Source organism: Streptomyces sp. NPDC042371, from assembly GCF_056437465.1.
On record NZ_JBWKAP010000008.1, the window covers coordinates 20,492 to 40,547 of the forward strand.

Below are 20,056 nucleotides of genomic sequence, written 5' to 3' on the forward strand. Positions count from 1 at the left end.
AACCAACTGGTTGGTTGCTTGACAGGGCGGCTCGGGCGGACGCAGACTTTTTCCAACCAACCAGTTGGTTGCCTCGGTGCCGACCGGATGGCCTGGCTTTACCAGTACGCCGAAGGAGTCCCTCCCCCATGCCCTCATCCGCGACGGCCACAACCGACCCGACCGCCGAAGCGGCGGTCGGGACAGCCACCCCCCGCCCCCTCCCCGTCCCGCCCGGGATCTTCCTCGCCCTCATCGCGCTCTGCACCGCCGTGACGGCCGCCAACATCTACATCGCCGCGCCGCTGCTCCCCCTGGTGGCCCGCGACTTCGGATCGACTCCGTCGGCCATCGCGTGGATCGCCTCGGTGGCCCAGTTCGGATATGCGGCGGGGCTGCTGTTCTTCGCGCCGCTCGGTGACCGGGTGAATCGCCGCAGGCTCGTCGCGGGGCTCTCCGTCGTCGCGGCGGTCGCGCTCGGCCTGGGCGCCGCCGCCCCGGGGGCCACCACGCTCGCCGCCGCCATTCTGGTGGCGTCCGCCGCGACGGTCGTGCCGCAGCTGCTCGTGCCGCTGGTCGCCGAGCGGGCGCCCGCGCACCGGCGGGCCAGCCATGTCGCCGCCCTGATAGCCGGTCTCTTCACGGGTGTCGTCGCGGCCCGTGTGCTCGGCGCCCTGGTCGGGCAGGCCTTCGGCTGGCGGTACGTGTTCGCGGGCGCCGCCGTCCTCACCGCCCTGCTCGGTCTGGCATCGGCCGCCGTGCTGCCCGCAGAGCGGCGCCGCAGGACCGGGCCGCTCTTCGCCGGGCTCGCCCAACTGCCCGGCGTGGTGCGGGGCTCCGCCGAGCTGCGCCGCGCCTGCATACGCCAGGGCGGGATGTACGGGGCGTGGAGCGCGCTGTGGACCTCGCTGGCCCTGCTGCTCACCGGCAGCGGCGACGGGGGATATGGCATGACGACCGCCACCGCGGGCCTCTTCGGCCTCTTCGGTCTCGCGGCCGCGGTCGTGGCACCGCTGGCGGGCGGACTCGTCGACCGGTTCGGCGCGGCCAAGGTGGTCTCGGCCGGGTATGTCACGGCCGCGATGTCCGTGCCGCTGTTCTGGCTGGGCGGCGGCGCGCTCTGGGCGCTGTGCGCGGGGGCGATCGTCCTGCACATGGCGCTGGTCGCCAACCACATCGCCAACCAGACCCTGGCGCTGACGACCACTTCCACCCCGGCGGTCGCCAACACGGCTTATGTGGTGGCGGGTTTCGCCGGTGGCGCGCTGGCTTCCGCTCTCGCGGGCACCGCCTTCACCCACTGGGGGTGGACGGGCGTGTGCGCGGTCGCCGCCCTGTGGCTCGCGCTCGGCTGGGCGACGACGGCGGCACCGCGCCGTCCCGCAACCCCTATTCGTTGAAGACCCGGCTCTTCGCGATCTCTTTCCCGATGGAAAGCGTGTAGAGCTTCATCTGGTAGTCACCGACGTTGTTCACGTCGTGGGCGAATTTCCCGCAGTTGGCGTCACCACCGTCAGTTGCGGAGTCGGTGACGTACCAGTCACCCCCGATGGGCTTGTAGAACAGCTTTCCCTTGACGCCGAACCCGTCGGCCCGGGTGTCGCAGACGTTGAAGGTGTCGCCGTCATCGTGGAACCACATGACCCCCAGCCGACTCGGGTCCTTGATCTCGATGTCCTCAAGGGCAAAAGCCGGGGAGGCGGAGAACAGGACCGCGGTGGTGACGGCCGCGGCAACTACACCGATTCGCTTGCCAAGTGATCTTTGCATAGCACGGGATCGTAGACAGGGAACCGCCACGACGATCATCACGAGGCGATTTACATCCAACGACTTTTGAATCACGGCCCCATTTCACGCAGGGACATGAAGGGCTTTCTGGCCATGTGCAGTGATTGACGGCCTGAGTTGCCCTTCGCCCGACCGCGCCCCATTTGGGACCCGCGTGACACTCCGCCCTCAGACCTGCGTGACGTCCAACGCCCCCTCCGCGAAGCGCCCCCGCAACACCTTCTTGTCGAACTTCCCCACGCTCGTCTTCGGCACCTCTGCCACCACGGTCCACCGCTCCGGAAGCTGCCACCTGGCAATGCCGCTGGTGGCGAGGTGCTCGCGGAGAACGGGGAAGTCGGCCTCGACGCCCTCCCTGAGCACCACGGCGGCCAACGGCCGCTCGCCCCACTTCTCATCCGGTACGGCCACGACGGCGGCCTCGGCCACGTCGGGGTGGGACATGAGGGCGTTCTCCAGCTCGACCGAGGAAATCCACTCGCCGCCCGACTTGATGACGTCCTTCGCCCGGTCGGTCAGGGTGAGGAAGCCATCCGGACTGATGACGCCGACATCGCCGGTCTTCAACCAGCCGTCCTCGCTGAACTTGTCCGAGGGCCGGGACGGTTCACCGTCCGGGCCGCCGAAATAAGACCCCGCAATCCACGGACCGCGCACCTCGAGCTCACCGGCCGATTCACCGTCCCAGGAAAGCTCTTCCCCGCTCGGGCCGATGAGACGCCCCTCGACTCCGGCCGGGAAACGGCCCTGCGTGACCCGGTAGGCGAATTCCTCTTCGGAACCGGGCGCCGCCGAGGCGGGCGGCCTCGCCACCGTGCCCAGGGGCGAGGTCTCGGTCATTCCCCATGCGTGGAACACCCGCATTCCGAGGGCGTCGAATGCCTTCATGAGGGCGGGCGGACATGCCGAGCCGCCAATCGTCACCTGCGTCAGGGAACTGACGTCACGCGGCTTGGCGGTCAGTTCGGCCAGCAGGCCCTGCCAGATCGTCGGAACGGCCGCGGCGTGCGTGGGCCGCCTGCTCTCGATCATCTCGGCGATCGGAGCGGGCTGGAGGAAGCGGTCCGGCATCAGCATGTTCACACCGGTCATGAACGCCGCGTGCGGCAGCCCCCAGGAGTTGCAGTGGAACTGCGGGACGATGACCAGCGAGAGGTCCGCGTCCGTCAGGCCCATGGACTCGGTCATGTTGACCTGCATGGAGTGCAGATAGATGGACCGGTGGGAGTACGCCACTCCCTTGGGCTCGCCGGTGGTGCCGGAGGTGTAGCAGAGGGAGGCCGCCCGCCGCTCGTCCAGGTCGGGCCAAGCGTAGGCGGTGGGGTGCCCCGCGATCAGTTCCTCGTACTCGTGCACCCGCACCCCGGAGGCCGCGGCCAACGCCGAACGGGCCTCCTCCGTCATCGCCCCGGAAACGACCACGTGCTCGAGCCGGGGCAGCTTCTGGAGGAGCGGCACCAACAGCCCGACCAGCGAGCCGTTCACCAGGATCACCTTGTCGCCCGCGTGGTGCGCGATGTAGGCCAGCTGGTCGGCCGGAAGCCGAAGGTTCAGGGTGTGCAGGACCGCGCCCATGGACGGCACCGCGAAGTACGCCTCGACGTGCTCGGCGTTGTTCCACATCAGGGTTCCCGCGACTTCGCCCTCCGCGACGCCCAGCTCCCCGAGCGCGTGCGCGAGCTGAGCGGCACGCTCGCCGATCTCGCGGAAGCTACGACTCTGCGGGGTCCCGTCGCCGGTCCAGGTCGTGACCTGTGACGTCCCGTGCACGGTCATGCCGTGCCGAAGGATCCGGGTGACGGTCAGCGGTACGTCCTGCATCGTGCTCAGCACGGCGTCCTCCTGGGGCGACATCGCCTACGCGGCAGTAAGGGCTGCGCCGATTCTGCGCGCATACCGCGCGGTATGTCACTAGTCCAGGGGATGATCGATCATCGGCCGCGTCCGTTCAGCGGACCGGCGTGAGCTCCGGGTCCTCACGGAGCTTGCCCAGCGCACGCGACACCGCGCTCTTGACGGTGCCCACGGACACCCCGAGCACCTCGGCGGTCTGGACCTCGCTCAGGTCCTCGTAATACCTGAGGACGACCATGGCCCGCTGCCGCGCGGGCAGCTTCATGATCGCGCGCCACATCGCGTCGCGGAGCACCTGCTGCTCGGCCGGATCCCCCGCCGGCGTCACCTCCGGCTCCGGCAACTCGTCGCACGCGAACTCGTCGACCTTCCGCTTCCGCCACTGCGACGTACGCGTGTTCAGCAGGGCCCGGCGCACATAGCCGTCGAGCGCGCGGTGGTCCTCGATCCGGTCCCACGCCACGTACGTCTTGGTGAGCGCGGTCTGCAGCAGGTCCTCGGCATCGCTCGGGTTCGCGGTCAGCGAGCGGGCGGTGCGCAGCAGTACGGGCTGGCGTGCCCGTACGTAGGACGCGAACGACGGGTACGCGGAGGGCCCGGTGGCCCTCGTCGGACCCGCGCCCCGCGTCGCGGCCTTCGATGCGCTGGTGCACACGGTCACCATGGATGCGGTCATGGCTCCACGCTAGAAGCGCCCCCTACTTCCGCGGATCGGCCGCAGGTCCCGAAGCCGTGTCCGCCTCAGGTTGTACGAGTGGGGGTGGCCCCACCTCCTACAGGTGGAGGAGACGCAGTACCCCCCTGAGGGTTCACCCCCGAGAGCCACCCCGGTGCACCGACCGCCCGAACGGCGGCCGGTCTAGCGAATGCGCGCCACGGGAGCGTGCATCAGATTGCGGTCGATCACCAGCGTGCGCCCGCCGTGCCGCTCCTTCACGTTCCCCGCGTACTGGTGGATACGCCGGGCCGGACGCCACGCCTCAGGGCTCAGGGCGGGCTCACGGTACAGGTGGGGGTCGGTGTGCCAGCGCGCGAACCACATCACCGACGGCAGGTCCCGTACGCCCGCCCGCCGTGCCGCCTCCATGTGCCGCACCCCCGAGTCGGCGCTGCTGTAGAAACCGGGAACGTAGCCGAGCCTGCGCACCTCGCGGTCCCAGGACCTGATGAAGGAGAGCGTGGTGTGCGCGCACCGCTTCTTCCGATAGGTGTACGCCTCCATGTCCAGGTAGAGCGGGCTGTGCCGCCGGACGCCGATCGTCTTGGCCGCGCGGACCGCGTCGCGCCCCTCCTTCCTCCCCTGCCGCCAGGGGTGCCGTCCCATGCGGACGTGCTTCTTGTTCTTCGCGGTGACGCACGGCGACTGCGACCCGACGTACACCGGGAGGACCCGCCAGCCCATCCGCTTCACCGCGCGCATCCAGCCGTGGTTCAGATGCGGCTGCCGCTTGCAGGCCCGGCCGCGGCCCGCGTAGTAGACGCCGACGGCGCGGTAGTCGGACCGGCGCCAGCGCCGCATGGTGTCGGTGGACTGGGTGGCGCAGGTGTCGAAGGCCCAACCGCGGAAGGTCGACGTCCCGGCGGGCGCCCCGCCGGCGGGGCGGTCGGACGCGACACCCGGTGGCGACGCGGTCAGGTCCATGGTCAGGGCCGTCATCACGAGGACGAATCCAATGATCAACTTCCGGATACGCATACGGCGAGTGAAAGCCCACCGCCCCGCTCCACGGCCGGGACACGCGCCGCGTTCAGCCGTCCGACCCCAGAATCAGCCCCGATGTGGGGACGCCCGTGCCCGCGGTCACCAGGGTGCGCGCGGCGCCCGGTATCTGGTTCACGGACGTGCCGCGCACCTGCCGGACCGCTTCCGCTATGCCGTTCATGCCGTGCAGGTAGGCCTCTCCCAGCTGCCCGCCGTGCGTGTTCAGGGGCAGCCTCTCCTCGGCCACGAAGTCCGCGGCCTCCCCGGGCGCGCAGAACCCGAACTCCTCCAATTGCATCAACACGAACGGTGTGAAGTGGTCGTACAGGATCCCCACATCGATGTCCGATGGCGCCAGCCCCGAGGTGCGCCACAACTGCTTCGCCACCACCCCCATTTCGGGCAGCCCCCTCAGGTCGTCGCGGTAGAAGCTGGTCATCTGCTCCTGCGCCCGGCCCGCCCCCTGGGCCGCCGCCGTGATCACGGCGGGCGGATGCCGGAGGTCGCGGGCCCGCTCCGCACTGGTGACGACGATCGCCTGACCGCCGTCCGTCTCCTGACAGCAGTCCAGGAGCCGCAGGGGCTCGACGATCCAGCGGGACGCGGCATGGTCCTCCAGCGTGATCGGCTTCCCGTGGAAGTACGCCGCGGGGTTGGTGGCCGCGTACTTCCGGTCCATGACGGCGACGTGCCCGAAGGCCTCCGGCGCCAGACCGTACGCATGGAGATAGCGCTGGGCTGCCATCGCCACCCAGGAGGCCGGTGTCAGCAGGCCGAACGGGAGGGCCCAGCCGAGCGCGGCGCCCTCGGCGGACGGCTCCCGCTGCTGCACCCCGGAGCCGAATCTGCGCCCGGAACGCTCGTTGAACGCGCGGTAGCAGACGACCACTTCGGCCACCCCGGCCGCCACCGCGAGGGCCGCCTGCTGGACGGTGGCGCAGGCCGCACCGCCGCCGTAGTGGACGCGGGAGAAGAAGGACAGCTCCCCGATACCGGCCGCCTGGGCGACCGTGATCTCCGGGCTCGTGTCCATGGTGAAGGTGACCAGGCCGTCGACGTCGGCAGGGGTGAGCCCGGCGTCATCGAGCGCGGCGCCCACCGCCTCCACGGCCAGCTTGAGCTCGCTGCGCCCAGAGTCCTTGGAGAACTCCGTCGCTCCTATGCCGACGATCGCGGCCCTGCCCCCGAGGCTGTCGCGTGATCGGACACTCATGCGGCGCCTCCCTCGGGCACGGTCACCGTGACCGTGCCGGTGACGTGCTTGCCGATGCCGTTGGCACCGACGACCTTCACCACGGCCGTCGCGCCCCCGGGCGAGGCCTCGACCTGCTCCACGGTGCCGGTCAACACCATCGTGTCCCCGGGGTAGTTCGGCGCACCGAGCCGTATCGCCACCTTGCGCAGCACGGCCGTGGGGCCGAAGTGGTCCGTGATGTACCGCCCGACCAGGCCGTTCGTCGTCAGGATGTTCATGAAGATGTCGGGGGAGCCCTTGGCCTGCGCGAGCTCCGCGTCGTGGTGCACGTCCTGGTAGTCGCGGGAGGCGAGGGCCCCGGCGACGATCAGCGTGCGGGTGATCGGGATCTCCAGCGGAGCCAGTTCCTCACCCGGCGTCGTCCTCATACCGACTCTCCCCTTCACTCCGGCTCCCCCTGCGCGATCAACTCGCCCAACTCCTCGAGGACTTCGCTGCCACACCCCAGATACGCGTCCAGCTGCCGCCCCCACAGGAAGTGCCGGTGCACGGGATGGTCGAGGTCGGCCCCCATGCCGCCGTGCAGATGCTGGCCCGCGTGGACGACGCGCTTGCCCGCCTCCGACGCCCACCACGCGGCGGTGAGCGCGTGTGTGTCGTACGGCAGGCCGGTGTCACGGCGCCAGGCCGCTTCGTAGGCCGTGACGCGGATCGCCTCCGTATCCATATGGGCGTCGGCGGCCCGGAGTTGCACGCCCTGCTTCGCGGACAGGGGACGGCCGAACTGCTCCCGCTCGTTCGTATGGGCCACCGCGCGGGCCAGCGATCCCGCACACACCCCGGCCTGGAGCCCCGCGAAGGCCGTCCGCGCCCCGGCCCGCACGTCGTCGTACGCCCCGGGGCCGCCCAGCCGCTCCCCCGGCGTGCGGTCGAGGACGAGCCTGCCCGCCGCCCAGGGCGCGGTCAGCTCGACCGGCTCCACGCGCGCGTCGGCGACCCGCACCAGCCACAGGGTGCGGTCGGCCGCCGCCACCAGGACGACCGTCGCGTCCCGCAGCCACGGCACCCATCCCACCGTGCCGCTCAGCGACCCGTCCGCGGACGCCGTCACTCCGCCCCGGGCAGGGAACGCCCCCGTCGCGACCGCGCTCCCCTGCCGGAGCGCGGGCAACAGCCGGTCCCGCTGCTCCGCCGTGCCGTGCGCCGCCACCGCCAGCACCCCGTACACACAGCTCGCCGCGAACGGCACCTGCGCCGTCACCCGCCCCTGCTCCTCCAGAAGCAGCACGAGACCGAGCAGCCCGACGTCCTCCACCGCACCCGGCAGCCCCGCCGCACACAACGCCTTCCACAGCTCGGCGTCCGACCCGGTGCCCGCCGCCGCGAGCCGCTCCGGCGTGGCCAGGTCGCCGAAGATCTCCCCGGCGAGATCCCGCGCGGCCGCCTGCTCCTCCGTGGGCGTGAAGTCCATGTCAGCCCGCACCTCCCGCCACGCCTCGGAACACCGGTAGCTCCACCTCTGCGTCCACCCGCTGGAATTCGAGCCGGACCGGCATCCCTATCCGCACCTTGCCGTACGGCACCCCGACGATGTTGCTGACGATCCGCACGCCCTCCGCCAGCTCGACGAGCCCCACGGCGTAGGGAGGGTCGAAGGCGGGGAAGGGCGGGTGGTGCATCACCACGTACGAATAGACCGTGCCCTCACCGCTCGCCTCGACCGTGTCCCACTCGGGCGAACCGCAGGCGTTGCAGCCCGGCAGCCAGGGGAAGCGGAGCGTGCCGCAGCCGCCGCAGCGCTGGATCAGGAGGCGGTGCCCGGACACGCCCTCCCAGAACCCGGCGTTGTCGCGGTTGACCACCGGGCGGGGGCGCTTGCCCTTCGCTTTCCCCTTCGCCGGGGCGTACTTGAGGATGCGGAAGCGATGCGTCCCCGCGAGTGCGCCGCCCGCGCGGACGTCCATCCGCGTCGTGACGAAGTGGCCCGTACCCAGCTTGGTCGTCTTGCGCTCGGACACCGACTCGATCACCGCGTCGAAGGTGATCTCGTCGCCGGGCCGCAGCGCCCGCACGTACTCCTGCTCGCAGTCCGTGGCGACCACCGAGGTGTACCCCGCGCCGTCGAGCAGTGCGAACAACTCGTCGTGCGCCGACGAGCGGCCGTCGTGACCGGAGAGGCCGCCCATCGTCCAGGCCTGCAGCATCGTCGGCGGCGCCACCGGATCCACCCCCGCGTAGGCAGGACTGGTGTCGCCCATCGCCTCGCACCAGTGTCTGATCATGGGCGTGTTGACCGGGTCCTTGCCGTGCCCCGCCTCCGCCGCGACCCTGCCCTCGAACGCCCGCAACTCCTCGTAGGCGATGTCCTTCACGGTCCCGTCGTACGCGCTGCCCTTCACCGTCTTGTCGTACGCGCTGCCCTTCACCGTCGCCCCCTCCGCATGCCGAGCCGCATCGTCGCGACGATCTCGCGCTGCACCTCGCTCACCCCGCCCCCGAACGTATTGATCTGCGCGGCCCTGTTCATCCGCTCCAGCTCGCCGTCCCCGAAACCGCCCGGCGAACCGGCCCGCACGAGCCCGGCTTCCCCCGCGATCTCCTGACACATTCGATACGCCTCGACCGCCGATTCAGTTCCCATGAACTTCACGCCGCTCGCGTCTCCCGGCGCCAGTCGGCCCGCGCCCACATCCCCCACCAAACGCCAGTTGACCAGGCGCGTTGCCGCCAGCCGCGCATGCACCTCGGCCAGCCTCGATCGCACCCACGGAGCGTCAATCCGGCGCTCGCCCGTCACCGGATCGGGTGTACGCGCAGAGTCGAGTACCGCCGCGTAGAAGTCCTCGGCCTGCATGCCGATGGCGGCGAGCGCCACGCGCTCGTGGTTGAGCTGATTGGTGATGAGGCCCCAGCCTCCGTTCTCCTCGCCGACGAGGTTCGCGGCGGGCACGCGGATTCCGTCGTAGTACGTCGCCGTCGTCGTCAGCCCGCCCACCGTGTCGATGGGAGTCCAGGAGAAGCCGGGCGCGTCGGTCGGGACGAGCAGGATGGAGATGCCCTGGTGCTTGGGAGCGTCGGGGTCGGTGCGGCAGGCCAGCCAGATCCAGTCGGCGTTCTGCGCGTTCGAGGTGAAGATCTTCTGGCCGTCGATCAGCCAGTCGTCGCCGTCGCGCACGGCCCTGGTCCGCAGCGCTGCGAGGTCCGTACCGGCGGACGGTTCGCTGTAGCCGATCGCGAAGACGAGGTCGCCGCTGAGAATGCGGGGCAGGAAGGCCGCCTTCTGCTCTGCCGTCCCGTACTTCATGAGAGTCGGCCCGACGGTGTTCAGGGTGACCATCGAGACGGGCGCGCCCGCGCGGTAGGCCTCGTCGAAGAAGACGAACTGCTCGTCGGGGCCGCGCCCTTGGCCGCCGTACTCCACGGGCCAGCCGAGGCCCAGCATGCCGTCGGCGCCGATGCGGCGCAGCAGGCGGCGCTGTCCCGGCACGTCCGCGCCGTCGGGCGGCCCCTCGGGCATCACGTCCCGGAAGTAGGTGCGCAGGTCGGCGCGGAGACGGCGTTGGCGTTCGGTGGGGGCGAGGTGCACGGGGGCGGCCTCTCCGGCTCGTACCGACAAGGGTTTCTGACTGTCCGTCAGATAGCGTGTCGGTGTCAAGAGATCGCCCGGAGCGGGGCAGAACGAAGGCCCGTGGAGGCCCGCGGAGACCCGCCCCCACACACCGCCCCCGAACACACCTGTGCGGCGGCGCCGAAGCACCGCCGCACAAGACGTCACACCCCACAACTCGCTCCCTGGAAGCCGTCCCGATCGGCTCCCGGGGCTATCGGCTCACCAGAGCTGGGCGAAGTTGACCGCGACGTTCTCGTTCGACTGGTCGATCGCCGTGAACGCGGAGCCGTTCACCTGGGCGGTGTTGCTCTGGTTGGAGGCGCCGTTGCCGACGGCCTGCTGCTGCGTCGTGGACGAGTTCCCCGAGTTGTCGTCCCCGACGCCACTTCCGTTCACAGTCGCCACGCCGGCGTTCGATCCGTTGTTCGCGAAGGCACCGTTGTCGGCCAGCGCGACGCCCGAGAAGAGCGCGGCAGCCAGCGGCAGGGCAGCGGCGGCGGCGATGATGCGGGCGGTACGGATGCTTGCCATGTCTATTCCTCCAGAGCAGGAGGTACGCACCGGCCGAAACCGGGTGTACCAGAAGTACGGCTTTTCCCAAGGCAGTTGGCCGAGCGCCTTGGAGTGCTGCACGACGTCGCGACTCCAGAGTTGCCCACCGAATCCCCGGCGAACCACCCCGGAAGCCCCGATTCCCTCGCAAGCGTGATGACAAGTCGATAAACCCGTCTCACGCCCCTTGGGCCCCGCCGCGACCCCTCCCACCTGCTGTCGAGCCACAGCACGAGCCAGGCGCCGCATGAGGCGAAGCGTTTCGGCAGCCCCGTCCGCAAAGGTCGTACGCGGGGGCGCCGCCCCTCCGGAACGATCCATTCCGGCAGCGTTCCGACTCGCCCCCTCTTCCCTTCTTCGAACATGTGTACGAACATGAAGTCATGGCCACCACCGACCGCCATGCCACGACCCTCGCGCTCGCCCACGCCTTATCGGCCGCCGAGCGCGGGCTCGCGGTGATCCCGCTCTCGCGCTCCAAGCTCCCGGCCCTGCGCTCCCCCCACCACGAGGACCCCCACCCCGCCGCCCTCTGCCACGGCGAATGCGGCCGCCTCGGGCACGGGGTGTACGACGCGTCAGCAGACCCGCCGCGCATCCGTGAGCTCTTCGCCGCGGCCCCCTGGGCCACCGGGTACGGCATCGCCTGCGGGTTGCCGCCCCACCACCTGATCGGCATCGACCTGGACACCAAGTCCGGTACGGACGCCTCGGCGGCCCTGCGCGAACTGGCGCTGCGCCACCTCTTCACGATCCCCGCCACCGTCGTCGTGATCACGCCCAGCGGCGGCCGTCACGTCTGGCTGGCGGGCCCGCCCGACGCCGTCGTCCCCAACTCGGCGGGCCGACTCGCACCCGGCATCGACATCAGAGGCGCGGGCGGCTACCTAGTGGGCCCCGGTTCCCGCACCGAACACGGCGTCTACAGCACCGTGCCCGGCACGGCCCACCTGCCGCCCGCCCCCTGCCCACCCGCACTGCTACGCCTGCTCACGCCCTCGCGGCGCACCCCCCACCACGAACACCGACACGCACCCCACCCCGCCGACCCATCGACCGCGATCCGTCCCGGCTCCGAGCCCTCGCACCAACGGGGCCACGGCCTGGTGCAGTTCGTGCTCGCGGCGCACGAGGGCCAACGCAACACCCGCCTCTTCTGGGCCGCTTGCCGCGCCTACGAGAACGGCATGGGCGAAGCGCTGTCCCCCCGGCTCACTGACGCCGCGATCCGCGTCGGCCTCACGGAACACGAGGCCCGCTCGACGATCGCCTCAGCGGCACGCCTCACGGGTCACGCGTGATCCGACCTCGACTTGAGCGGCCTCAGCACTTCTTCGCGGTCTTGACCTGCACCCACGGACGGCACTTGCCCTTGGCCACGGGACCCTGCATCGGGACGTGCTTGTAGATGCGGTGGTTCTTGCACACCTGCACCTGAGAGAGATCGAGGCACGCATTGGGGTCGAACGTCATAGCCTGCGCCTCGTTCTGGTTACCCGGAAGGGCAACAAAGAGGGTGGCACTGAACAGCGCCGTCAGGACGGCCACGCAAGCCTTACGCATTTTCATTCTCCCGTTTCGTCATACGAGCGCCAGATTTCCGACGCCGGGAGATCATGCGTTTCCCGCAACGGCATGTCAAGAAGACTTAAACGCCCCCATGAGCAAACGAGAAACCACCACGAAACCGGCAAACCGCCCACTCGGCACTACGCAATAGCTCACATTTCAGACACACACATGTTTGCGCGACGGCTAATCCAAGCAGCCAGTTCCGAGGATATTCACCTTCACACACCCCGCCACGAACATCGCGCTCAGCGGGAGCGACTCGACACCGAACAATGATCAACAACCCTCAATCAAGCGCAATACTAAGGCGGTTGAAATCAGAGCCGAGAAGCAGCCCGACGGCGACCTCGGTTCAGAAGAGATCTGCCAGCCGCTTACCGATGACCCAGGCCTCGTCGACGGTGCAGGCGGCGAGGTCGGAATCCTGGACCACGGCGGCTTCGGCGAGCTGCTCGGTGGCGTAGAAGTTCACGCGGTCGCAGAAGACTTCGCGGATGTCGGCGCCGGTGGCGGGGGCGAGGGTGACGGCGGCGGTGGCAGGCCTCAGGTCGCGGACGCCGGTCGGCGTGACGGTGAGGGTGATCGGCTCGCCGGTCGAGGCACAGCGGGAGGTGACGGTGCTGGCGGCCTCCTTGAAGACGACGGGGAACATCAGCGCGTCCATGGCGCACCAGCCGTAGCGTCGAACTCCCTGGAGCTGCATGGCGTGGGGGCGCTGATCATCGAGGGAGACACCGGCGCCGATGATGCGGCCGCCCTGATCGGTCTCCAGGTCGAATTTCATGGCATGGAAGCGGTCGAGCACCTGATCCGCGGGCCAGTCCAGCAGCACTGCGGCCCTCTGGAGAGTGAGGGGCCCGTATTCGAGCAGGCCACCGACGACTGCGGCACCTGCGGCCATCAGCTCGACGCCCTGCGGGGAGGTCCACTTGGCGACCAACTGGTCGGACAACTGCTGCACGCGCACATTCGCCATTTGTGCACCTTTCAGGGGAAAAGTCGCCTCGCTTCCGAGCTAAGGGAGCACACATCGATCCACACGCGCGGATCCACGCCACGACAGCCCCGCACCAAGCCGAGACACCCGCCCACGAAAAAGGGTGCCCCTCAATGAGAGACACCCTTCTGACCAGCACACGCGCCAGCCTGCAAGCGGTGGGTGTGGGATTTGAACCCACGGTGGCTTGCACCACGACGGTTTTCAAGACCGTTCCCTTAGGCCGCTCGGGCAACCCACCCCGCGCCCTCCGCCGGAAACGGAACCGGACGGCGCGGGGACAAGACTAGCGGGTCAGCTGTCGCCCTTGCGCTGGCCCAGCGTCACGTCGGCCGTGTGCTCCTTGCCGTCGCGCTCGTACGTGATCTTGACCTTGTCGCCCGGCTTGTGGGTCCAGATCTGGCCGATCAGGGTCGGGCCGCTGTCGATCACCATGTCGTCCAGCTTCGTGATGACGTCGCCGGGCTTGAGGCCCGCCTTGGCCGCCGGGCCGTTCGGGGTGACCGGCTGCGAACCGCCCACGCCGTCCTTGGAGATCGTCGCGCCGTTCGTGCCCTCCTGCTGCAGGGAGACCGAGGCGCCGATGACGGGGTAGACGGGCTGGCCGGTCTTGATCAGCTGCTGGGCGACCTGCTTGGCCTGGTTGACCGGGATCGCGAAGCCGAGGCCGATGGAGCCGGACTGGCCGCCGCCACCGAGGCCCCCGCCGCTCTCGGCGGGCTTGATCGCGGAGTTGATGCCGATGACCGCGCCACGGGAGTCGAGCAGGGGGCCGCCGGAGTTGCCGGGGTTGATGGAGGCGTCGGTCTGCAGGGCGCTCATGTACGAGCTCTTGCCGCTCTGCCCGCCGTCGCTGGACGTCACCGGGCGGTTCTTGGCGCTGACGATGCCGGTGGTGACGGTGTTCGACAGGCCGAAGGGCGCGCCGATCGCGATGGTCGAGTCGCCGACGGCCACGCGGTCGGAGTTGCCGAGCTTGAGCGGCTGGAGGCCGTCCGGGGCGTTCTTGAGCTTGATGACCGCCACGTCGTAGCCCTCGGCGCGGCCGATGACCTCCGCGGCGTACTTCTTGCCGTTCGAGAACGTCACCTGGAGCTTGCCGCCCTCGGCAGCAGATGCCACGACGTGGTTGTTGGTGAGGATGTGGCCCTGCGTGTCGTAGACGAAGCCGGTGCCCGTGCCGCCCTCGCCGCCGCCGCTCTGCGCCTCGATGGTCACGACACTGGGCAGTGCCTTGTTCGCGATGTCGGCGACCGAGCCGGGTTCGCGCTTCAGGTCGGCGGGGGTGTCGGGCGCGGAGACCGTCGTCGAGTTGGTGTCGCTGTCGCCGCGCTCGGCCGCCCAGTACCCGACGCCGCCGCCGATGCCGCCCGCGAGCAGGGCGGCCGCGAGCACCGCGGCGACCAGGCCGCCGCGCCGGCCGCCGGGCTTCGGCTCCTGCGGGTGGTACGAGGCGCCCCAGCCCGAACCGGAACCGCCGTCCGTGGCGTACGACGGCATGGCGGGCGGCTGCGGGGGCGGCCAGTTCCCGGCGCCGGAAGCGGCGTGCGGGGTGCCATGCGGAACGGTGTGCGGAGCGCCGTGCGGGGTGCCATGTGGAGTGCCTTGAGGGGCGCCGCCGTACGGAGCACCCTCCGGCGCGGCCGGAGGCGCGCCCTGAGGGCCACCGTACGGAGCACCCGCAGGCGCATGAGCCGCAGGCGCCTGCCCCGCTGCATGATCAGGCGCCTGAGAGGGGGCGTGCGCGGGAGCAGAGTGCGCCCCCTCGTGCCCCTGCTGCCCGGCGGGCCCTGCGGGTGCGACGGGCGCGGCGGGCGCGGAAGATCCGGCGTCCCCACCCGCAGGGCCGGACGCAGCGGAGTCCGCGGGAGCAGCGGGAGCGTCCACCGGCGCAGGGGGCGCGGACGGGGCCTGTGGTACCTCGTTGCCCTCGTTCTCGGTGCTCACAGCTCTTCTCCTCGGTCCATGCTGTCGTTGCGTGCGTTCTCGGTCACGGCCCGGCCGTGCAGACTCTGCTTCTGTCGTCCGTCGGCGCTTCTGTCAGTGCTCCGTCAGCGCTTCTGCCATCAGTGCCTGCAGTCAGCTTTTCCCATGGGCTGTCAGGGCACCATAAGCCGACGCTGTGTGTCCGGCGCCCCGGGAGGGCGTCTCCCGGCGAGCCTGCGGGTACCCGGTGATGGCACCATGACGCGGTGACCCTCGCACGACAGCACCAGATCCAGGTCGTCGCCCACCGCGGAGCCTCCGAGGATGCTCCCGAGCACACGCTGGCCGCCTACAAGAAGGCGGTCGAGGACGGTGCCGATGCCCTCGAATGCGATGTACGGCTCACGGCCGACGGCCACCTCGTCTGCGTCCACGACCGGCGCGTCAACCGTACGTCGAACGGCCGCGGAGCCGTCTCCGCCCTCGAACTGGCCGACCTCGCCGCCCTGGACTTCGGCTCCTGGAAGAAGCACCACGGCGAGGCCGAGGAAGGACCGGACTGGGAGTCCGCCACGGGTGAGTACACGGGAGAGGACACATCGGTCCTGACCCTGGAGCGACTTCTCGAGCTCGTGGCCGAAAGTAATGCATCGGGCCGCCGCGTGCGGCTCGCCATCGAGACCAAACACCCCACGCGCTGGGCGGGTCAGGTGGAGGAGCGCCTGCTCCTGCTGCTCAAGCGCTTCGGCCTGGACGCGCCCCCGGCCGAGGGCCCCTCGCCGGTACGCGTCATGAGCTTCTCGGCACGTTCACTGCACCGTGTCCGGGCCGCCTCGCCGACGCTGCCGACCGTTTACCTGATGCAGTTCGTCTCGCCGCGCCACCGCGACGGCCGCCTCCCCGGGGGCGTACGCATCGCTGGTCCGGCCATGCGGATCGTGCGCAACCACCCCTCGTACGTGGCAAAGCTGAAGCGTGCGGGACACCAGGTGCACGTCTGGACCGTGAACGAGCCCGAGGACGTCGAACTCTGCGCCGAGCTGGGTGTCGACGCGATCATCACCAACCGCCCCAAGCAAGTTCTGTCCCAACTGAACCAACTGGGACTCCATTAACTCCGGTCACAGGGTGTGCACCGGCGCGTTCGTTCCGTATTCGATCGTTACGAGTGCGTCACCGGACGGGGATTGGCCGGTTTCCGGTCCAGTCCATTGGGGCATCCACACCGTGGCGTGGGGCGAAGGAGGTCTCGGGGGTGGCGTTGGTGGTGGCACGGGAGGTGCCCACGTCGTCGAGCATGGCCGTACCCCATGGCCCTGCGGGCGTGGGGGAAGCAAGGCACCACATGCGCAATCAACTGCGCATGAGCGGGGTGTCCGATTCGGTCGTCGACGATGCCGTACTGATCCTGTCGGAATTGCTCAGCAACGCCTGCCGGCACGGCAGGCCACTGGGCCGAGGAATGGTCGGAGACGGTGACGTGCGCGTGGCGTGGCACGTCGACAAGTCGGGCCGGCTGACGGTTGAAGTGACGGACGGCGGCGGCCCGACCCGCCCGGTGCCCGCCACTCCGTCGGTGACGGCGCACGGCGGCCGCGGGCTCAACATCATCACGGCGCTCTCCGACGCCTGGGGCGTCCGCGACGACGTGCACGGCGAAGTCACCGTGTGGGCCGTCGTGCAAGCGGGGCACCACCATGAGGATTTCGCTACGCGCGTCGCCGCGCCGTCGGCGGCCGCGATATCCGAGCTCGCCCTCGTGGACCCGTTCGACGACCTGGACTGAATCCACGAACGGCAGTGATTCCACAAACGGCTAGGCTCGCGCCCGTACGGAAGAGTGCAACAGAGCCGCAGCCGGGAGACAGCCAAGATGGCCAAGAAGCGCCCCCAGTCCAAGGGCAAGCAGCAGCCGCAGGTCAAGGACGGAGCCCGCGCCGGCGGCGCTGATGAGAACTATCCGGTCGTCGGCGCCCGCGAACCCTGCCCCTGCGGTTCGGGCCGCCGCTACAAGGCGTGTCACGGCCGGGCCGCCGCGCACGCGGTGACCGAGCTGGTGCAGCGCCCGTTCGAAGGCCTGCCCGGCGAGTGCGACTGGATCGCGCTGCGCGAGCTGGTGCCCGCCGCCACGGTCGAGCTGCCCCTCAAGGGCGGGCTGCCCGACGGCATTCCGTCGGTCTCCCTCGCCACCGTGCTGCCGATGGCCTGGCCCGCGCTGCGCCGCGACGACGGCTCGGTCCTGCTCGGCCTGCAGAACGACACCTCGTCCGGCGACATCAGCCGCGACCTTGCCGACACCCTGCAGCGCGCCCTGGAGGCCGAGCCGGGTACGCCGATCAAGGGCCGCCGCGCCCCGGCCGACGGACCGCGACTGCAGGACCTGCTCGACCCCGAGGGCCGTTTCGAGCCGGTCGTGCACCCCGGCTTCGAGTTCTGGGTGCCGGACGCGGAGAACGCCACGCCGGAGGTGTCCGCCTCCCTCGAGCGGGCGAACGACGCCGCCATCCCGACCGTGAAGCTGACCGGTGTGGACGCCGCGTACTGGTGCGAGACGCCGGAGAAGAACCACCTGCGCTGGGTCATGCCGCACCCCGAGGAGCAGCTCCTGGACGCGCTGGCCCGGCTGCACGCGGCCGGCACGTCGAGCCTCGGCGAGGGCACCCGGCTGGTCGGCTCCTTCCGTGCGCACGGTCTGACCGTGCCGGTGTGGGACCTGCCGAGCGGTGTCACGGCCGCGGACGTCGAGAAGCCCGCGGCGGAGTTCGCCGAGCGGCTCGCGGCGGCGCTCGCCTCGCAGGCCCCGCTGACCGCGGACGAGCGCCGGGCGCGCGGTGGCCTCACCAACCGCCAGGTCACGCTCAGCTGACCGCGTGACGGCACGGCGCGCCCCGTCCGGCGCCACCTCACCGTCCACCTGCGTGCCGTGTCGTACCGACTGACGCACCAGTCAGTCGGTACGACAGCGAACGGAACCCGTGACTCCAGTCACAACTCCCCGTAGCGGTAAGTAAATCCCTGTCCGGATAACTGGGATCGAATTTGCCAAGAGCCGATCTCTTGTTACCGTTCAGGTAGCCCGGTTGCTGGTGCATCCCCCGTCGCCAGCAACCGGGCCCTTTTATACCTCGGGACCGGTTCGGGCCTCAACTGTCCCGTGGGGGCGCCGAGTTGCTGCCCGAGCGCAGCAGCAGACCGGCCGCCTCGCCCGCCGCGTACTCCGCCACTGCCGAGTACGCCGCCGCGTCCCCCGCCGACCGCTCGCGCGGGGTCTCGCACGCTGCGGGTTCGTCCTCCGCCGCCACCTCGCAGTGCATCTGCACGGTGCGCCCACCGGGGCCCATCAGGGTCAGAACGGCGGTCAGCTCCTCGCCGGTGGCATTGCGGTAATAGGTACGCGCCCAGGTGTCACGGCCCAGTCTGAGCACACAGGTCTGGGCCTCGATGCCGTCGGGCGAGGAGAGTTCGGGGCCACACCGGGCGGCGGTGGCCGCGCCGGAATCCGCGAGCGACGAGGACTCGGCGCCGGACGCCGCCCCTGCCCGCGACTCCGAAGGGGCGTTCGAAAGGGCGGCTGAGGGGGAGGGGAGGGGCGACTTCGCGTCACCGTCGCCCACCGGCCCCGCGGACGCCCCGGCGAGCGGCAGGAGAACCGTGACGGCCGCGACGCCCAGAAGCATGATCAGGCGGGGTTGCATGAGCCGAACATAACGACAGTGGGCGCGCAGCCTGCTCGCCGCGCGCCCAATTCCCCTACAACTCGGGCGCGCTCACACCCGTACGAGTGAGGGCGTCGACGACGGCGTCCACGACCGCCTCGACGTCCGGCACCCAGGGAGCGGCCGAACCGGGCAGCGGCGCGCGCTCCCAGCGGACCTGGCCCTGCCCGGTCCCGGACGGCGGCAGCGCGAGATAGCCGCCCTCGCCGTGGAAGCGCAGAGAGCCGGGGACATAGTCCTTGGCGTACAGGAGCTCGCCCAACTGGGCCATGGAGTAGGGCGCGACGAGGATGTGCACTCTGGCTTCGGTGGCGACCACCGGGCCGAGCCTGATGCCCGCCTCGTCGAGCGCGGCGAGGGCGCGCACGCCCGCTTCCGCGGGGAGACTGACGGCGCACGGGGCGCGGTCTCCGGTGGCGAGCACGATGGGTGCGCCGGGTCGGTTGTTCCACCACCAGCGGACCATCCGCTCGTCGGTGGTGGCGGCGAGGAGACCGGGGTCGAGGGGATGCGCGCCCGGTACCGCGCAGTCGGGGTCGGGGCAGGCGCACCGGCTGCCGTCGCGTCGGTCGAGACCGACTCCCGGCAGTACGGGCCACCGCCATGCGGTCGCGAAGGTCAGAGCAGCGCCGAGCTGGCCGGTACTCCGGCCGGGCTTCCTTCCGATTCGCCAGGACAGGAGCCTGCGTCGCCTTCCGAGGATCTCGCGCATGAGCGCTCGTTCCTTTCCGTTGCACGCCGGCGTTAGCCGGGGAGACTGCGGGCCACATCACACCATGTGTGGATCACTTCGCTGTACGTACGAGCTGGCACATCTGCACCCAGCCTGCGGCATGGGGAACCACTCTGAACCGAGCGTTGACGTGGCGTGGGGTGGCGGCGCCTGGCGTTTGCCGTCCCGCGATATTGCTTGCCGCCTCCGCCACGGGAGGATGGGGCACGGTCGTCGTGAGTTAGGACGCCCGGGTCCTTCGACAGGTTCCGGATCGATCCCAACTGCCCCTGGCCATCACTGAGTACGTACCCAGCGCGACCACTGCAACGCTCTACCGAACAACGTCAGTCGATCCTAATATGCCCTAACCCTGCGCTGTTTTCAGCCATCTTTCCAAGATCTTTTAGAGTTTCCAGAATTCCCCCGAACACCATGAATCCCGGCAGG

General features: G+C 70.2%; 20 protein-coding genes and 1 tRNA gene. 5 read left to right on the plus strand and 16 right to left on the minus strand.

Features of this window, described 5'->3' with window-relative positions; translation table 11 throughout:
- Positions 1–128: 128 nt before the first annotated feature.
- On the plus strand, positions 129–1,379 hold the full coding sequence (locus tag AC068B_RS24245) for an MFS transporter (protein ID WP_478673777.1): 1,251 nt from the start codon (positions 129–131) through the stop codon (positions 1,377–1,379).
- Here the strand turns inward: AC068B_RS24245 and AC068B_RS24250 are convergent.
- From AC068B_RS24250 to AC068B_RS24295, 10 genes are all read right to left on the minus strand, one after another.
- The gene (locus tag AC068B_RS24250) at positions 1,369–1,749 is read right to left on the minus strand and encodes a hypothetical protein (protein WP_478673778.1); all 381 of its coding nucleotides are present in this window, start codon (positions 1,747–1,749) and stop codon (positions 1,369–1,371) included. The two genes, AC068B_RS24245 and AC068B_RS24250, sit on opposite strands and share 11 nt — an antisense overlap.
- A gap of 189 nt (positions 1,750–1,938) precedes the next feature.
- Complete coding sequence (locus tag AC068B_RS24255) at positions 1,939–3,624, minus strand: long-chain fatty acid--CoA ligase (protein WP_478673779.1); 1,686 nt, start codon at positions 3,622–3,624, stop codon at positions 1,939–1,941.
- A gap of 94 nt (positions 3,625–3,718) precedes the next feature.
- The gene (locus AC068B_RS24260) at positions 3,719–4,300 is read right to left on the minus strand and encodes a SigE family RNA polymerase sigma factor (RefSeq protein ID WP_478673780.1); all 582 of its coding nucleotides are present in this window, start codon (positions 4,298–4,300) and stop codon (positions 3,719–3,721) included.
- Positions 4,301–4,483: 183 nt separating this feature from the next.
- A complete protein-coding gene (locus AC068B_RS24265) occupies positions 4,484–5,320 on the minus strand; it encodes a DUF1906 domain-containing protein (protein WP_478673781.1) in 837 nt (278 codons plus the stop codon).
- Positions 5,321–5,372: 52 nt separating this feature from the next.
- Complete coding sequence (locus tag AC068B_RS24270; protein WP_478673782.1) at positions 5,373–6,539, minus strand: lipid-transfer protein; 1,167 nt, start codon at positions 6,537–6,539, stop codon at positions 5,373–5,375.
- Positions 6,536–6,949, minus strand: a complete 414-nt coding sequence (locus AC068B_RS24275; RefSeq protein ID WP_478673783.1) for a MaoC family dehydratase — start codon at positions 6,947–6,949, stop codon at positions 6,536–6,538. The genes AC068B_RS24270 and AC068B_RS24275 overlap by 4 nt, the downstream gene beginning before the upstream one ends.
- Before the next feature lie 14 nt (positions 6,950–6,963).
- Complete coding sequence (locus AC068B_RS24280; RefSeq protein ID WP_478673784.1) at positions 6,964–7,992, minus strand: acyl-CoA dehydrogenase family protein; 1,029 nt, start codon at positions 7,990–7,992, stop codon at positions 6,964–6,966.
- Position 7,993: 1 nt separating this feature from the next.
- A complete protein-coding gene (locus AC068B_RS24285; protein WP_478674157.1) occupies positions 7,994–8,920 on the minus strand; it encodes a bifunctional MaoC family dehydratase N-terminal/OB-fold nucleic acid binding domain-containing protein in 927 nt (308 codons plus the stop codon).
- Positions 8,921–8,943: 23 nt separating this feature from the next.
- Complete coding sequence (locus tag AC068B_RS24290) at positions 8,944–10,107, minus strand: acyl-CoA dehydrogenase family protein (protein ID WP_478674158.1); 1,164 nt, start codon at positions 10,105–10,107, stop codon at positions 8,944–8,946.
- Between the two features lie 243 nt (positions 10,108–10,350).
- Positions 10,351–10,662 (minus strand): hypothetical protein, encoded by a 312-nt coding sequence (locus AC068B_RS24295; RefSeq protein ID WP_478673785.1) that lies wholly within the window; start codon positions 10,660–10,662, stop codon positions 10,351–10,353.
- A gap of 404 nt (positions 10,663–11,066) precedes the next feature.
- Here AC068B_RS24295 and AC068B_RS24300 point away from each other — a divergent pair, with 404 nt between their 5' ends.
- Positions 11,067–11,984: a bifunctional DNA primase/polymerase gene (locus AC068B_RS24300; protein ID WP_478673786.1), complete on the plus strand. Its 918-nt coding sequence runs from the start codon at positions 11,067–11,069 to the stop codon at positions 11,982–11,984.
- A 22-nt stretch (positions 11,985–12,006) separates the two neighbouring features.
- Here AC068B_RS24300 and AC068B_RS24305 read toward each other — a convergent pair whose 3' ends face one another.
- From AC068B_RS24305 to AC068B_RS24320, 4 genes are all read right to left on the minus strand, one after another.
- Positions 12,007–12,231: a hypothetical protein gene (locus tag AC068B_RS24305; RefSeq protein ID WP_478673787.1), complete on the minus strand. Its 225-nt coding sequence runs from the start codon at positions 12,229–12,231 to the stop codon at positions 12,007–12,009.
- Positions 12,232–12,607: 376 nt separating this feature from the next.
- Positions 12,608–13,231, minus strand: a complete 624-nt coding sequence (gene merB / locus AC068B_RS24310; RefSeq protein WP_478673788.1) for an organomercurial lyase — start codon at positions 13,229–13,231, stop codon at positions 12,608–12,610.
- A gap of 177 nt (positions 13,232–13,408) precedes the next feature.
- Positions 13,409–13,493: transfer RNA gene (locus AC068B_RS24315), tRNA-Ser, on the minus strand.
- A gap of 53 nt (positions 13,494–13,546) precedes the next feature.
- On the minus strand, positions 13,547–15,199 hold the full coding sequence (locus AC068B_RS24320) for a S1C family serine protease (RefSeq protein ID WP_478673789.1): 1,653 nt from the start codon (positions 15,197–15,199) through the stop codon (positions 13,547–13,549).
- A 245-nt stretch (positions 15,200–15,444) separates the two neighbouring features.
- Here AC068B_RS24320 and AC068B_RS24325 point away from each other — a divergent pair, with 245 nt between their 5' ends.
- The 3 genes from AC068B_RS24325 (at position 15,445) to AC068B_RS24335 (ending at position 18,044) form a co-directional block, all read left to right on the plus strand.
- On the plus strand, positions 15,445–16,293 hold the full coding sequence (locus tag AC068B_RS24325; protein WP_478673790.1) for a glycerophosphodiester phosphodiesterase: 849 nt from the start codon (positions 15,445–15,447) through the stop codon (positions 16,291–16,293).
- A gap of 53 nt (positions 16,294–16,346) precedes the next feature.
- Positions 16,347–16,964, plus strand: a complete 618-nt coding sequence (locus AC068B_RS24330) for an ATP-binding protein (protein ID WP_478673791.1) — start codon at positions 16,347–16,349, stop codon at positions 16,962–16,964.
- A gap of 87 nt (positions 16,965–17,051) precedes the next feature.
- Positions 17,052–18,044 carry a DUF5926 family protein gene (locus AC068B_RS24335; protein ID WP_478673792.1) on the plus strand — a complete coding sequence of 331 codons (993 nt, stop codon included), beginning with the start codon at positions 17,052–17,054 and terminating at the stop codon, positions 18,042–18,044.
- A 277-nt stretch (positions 18,045–18,321) separates the two neighbouring features.
- Here the strand turns inward: AC068B_RS24335 and AC068B_RS24340 are convergent, their stop codons facing one another.
- Positions 18,322–18,873, minus strand: a complete 552-nt coding sequence (locus tag AC068B_RS24340) for a hypothetical protein (RefSeq protein ID WP_478673793.1) — start codon at positions 18,871–18,873, stop codon at positions 18,322–18,324.
- 55 nt (positions 18,874–18,928) lie between these two features.
- Positions 18,929–19,606, minus strand: a complete 678-nt coding sequence (locus AC068B_RS24345; RefSeq protein WP_478673794.1) for a bifunctional DNA primase/polymerase — start codon at positions 19,604–19,606, stop codon at positions 18,929–18,931.
- Between the last annotated feature and the right edge of the window lie 450 nt (positions 19,607–20,056).

Coding starts and splice junctions, on each gene's coding strand:
- AC068B_RS24345 (WP_478673794.1), bottom strand. CDS start 19,606: ATGCGCGAGATCCTCGGAAGGCGACGCAGGCTCCTGTCCTGGCGAATC.
- AC068B_RS24335 (WP_478673792.1), top strand. CDS start 17,052: ATGGCCAAGAAGCGCCCCCAGTCCAAGGGCAAGCAGCAGCCGCAGGTC.
- AC068B_RS24270 (WP_478673782.1), bottom strand. CDS start 6,539: ATGAGTGTCCGATCACGCGACAGCCTCGGGGGCAGGGCCGCGATCGTC.
- AC068B_RS24300 (WP_478673786.1), top strand. CDS start 11,067: ATGGCCACCACCGACCGCCATGCCACGACCCTCGCGCTCGCCCACGCC.
- AC068B_RS24340 (WP_478673793.1), bottom strand. CDS start 18,873: ATGCAACCCCGCCTGATCATGCTTCTGGGCGTCGCGGCCGTCACGGTT.
- AC068B_RS24245 (WP_478673777.1), top strand. CDS start 129: ATGCCCTCATCCGCGACGGCCACAACCGACCCGACCGCCGAAGCGGCG.
- AC068B_RS24250 (WP_478673778.1), bottom strand. CDS start 1,749: ATGCAAAGATCACTTGGCAAGCGAATCGGTGTAGTTGCCGCGGCCGTC.
- AC068B_RS24260 (WP_478673780.1), bottom strand. CDS start 4,300: ATGACCGCATCCATGGTGACCGTGTGCACCAGCGCATCGAAGGCCGCG.
- AC068B_RS24295 (WP_478673785.1), bottom strand. CDS start 10,662: ATGGCAAGCATCCGTACCGCCCGCATCATCGCCGCCGCCGCTGCCCTG.
- AC068B_RS24265 (WP_478673781.1), bottom strand. CDS start 5,320: ATGCGTATCCGGAAGTTGATCATTGGATTCGTCCTCGTGATGACGGCC.
- AC068B_RS24280 (WP_478673784.1), bottom strand. CDS start 7,992: ATGGACTTCACGCCCACGGAGGAGCAGGCGGCCGCGCGGGATCTCGCC.
- merB (WP_478673788.1), bottom strand. CDS start 13,231: ATGGCGAATGTGCGCGTGCAGCAGTTGTCCGACCAGTTGGTCGCCAAG.
- AC068B_RS24275 (WP_478673783.1), bottom strand. CDS start 6,949: ATGAGGACGACGCCGGGTGAGGAACTGGCTCCGCTGGAGATCCCGATC.
- AC068B_RS24255 (WP_478673779.1), bottom strand. CDS start 3,624: ATGTCGCCCCAGGAGGACGCCGTGCTGAGCACGATGCAGGACGTACCG.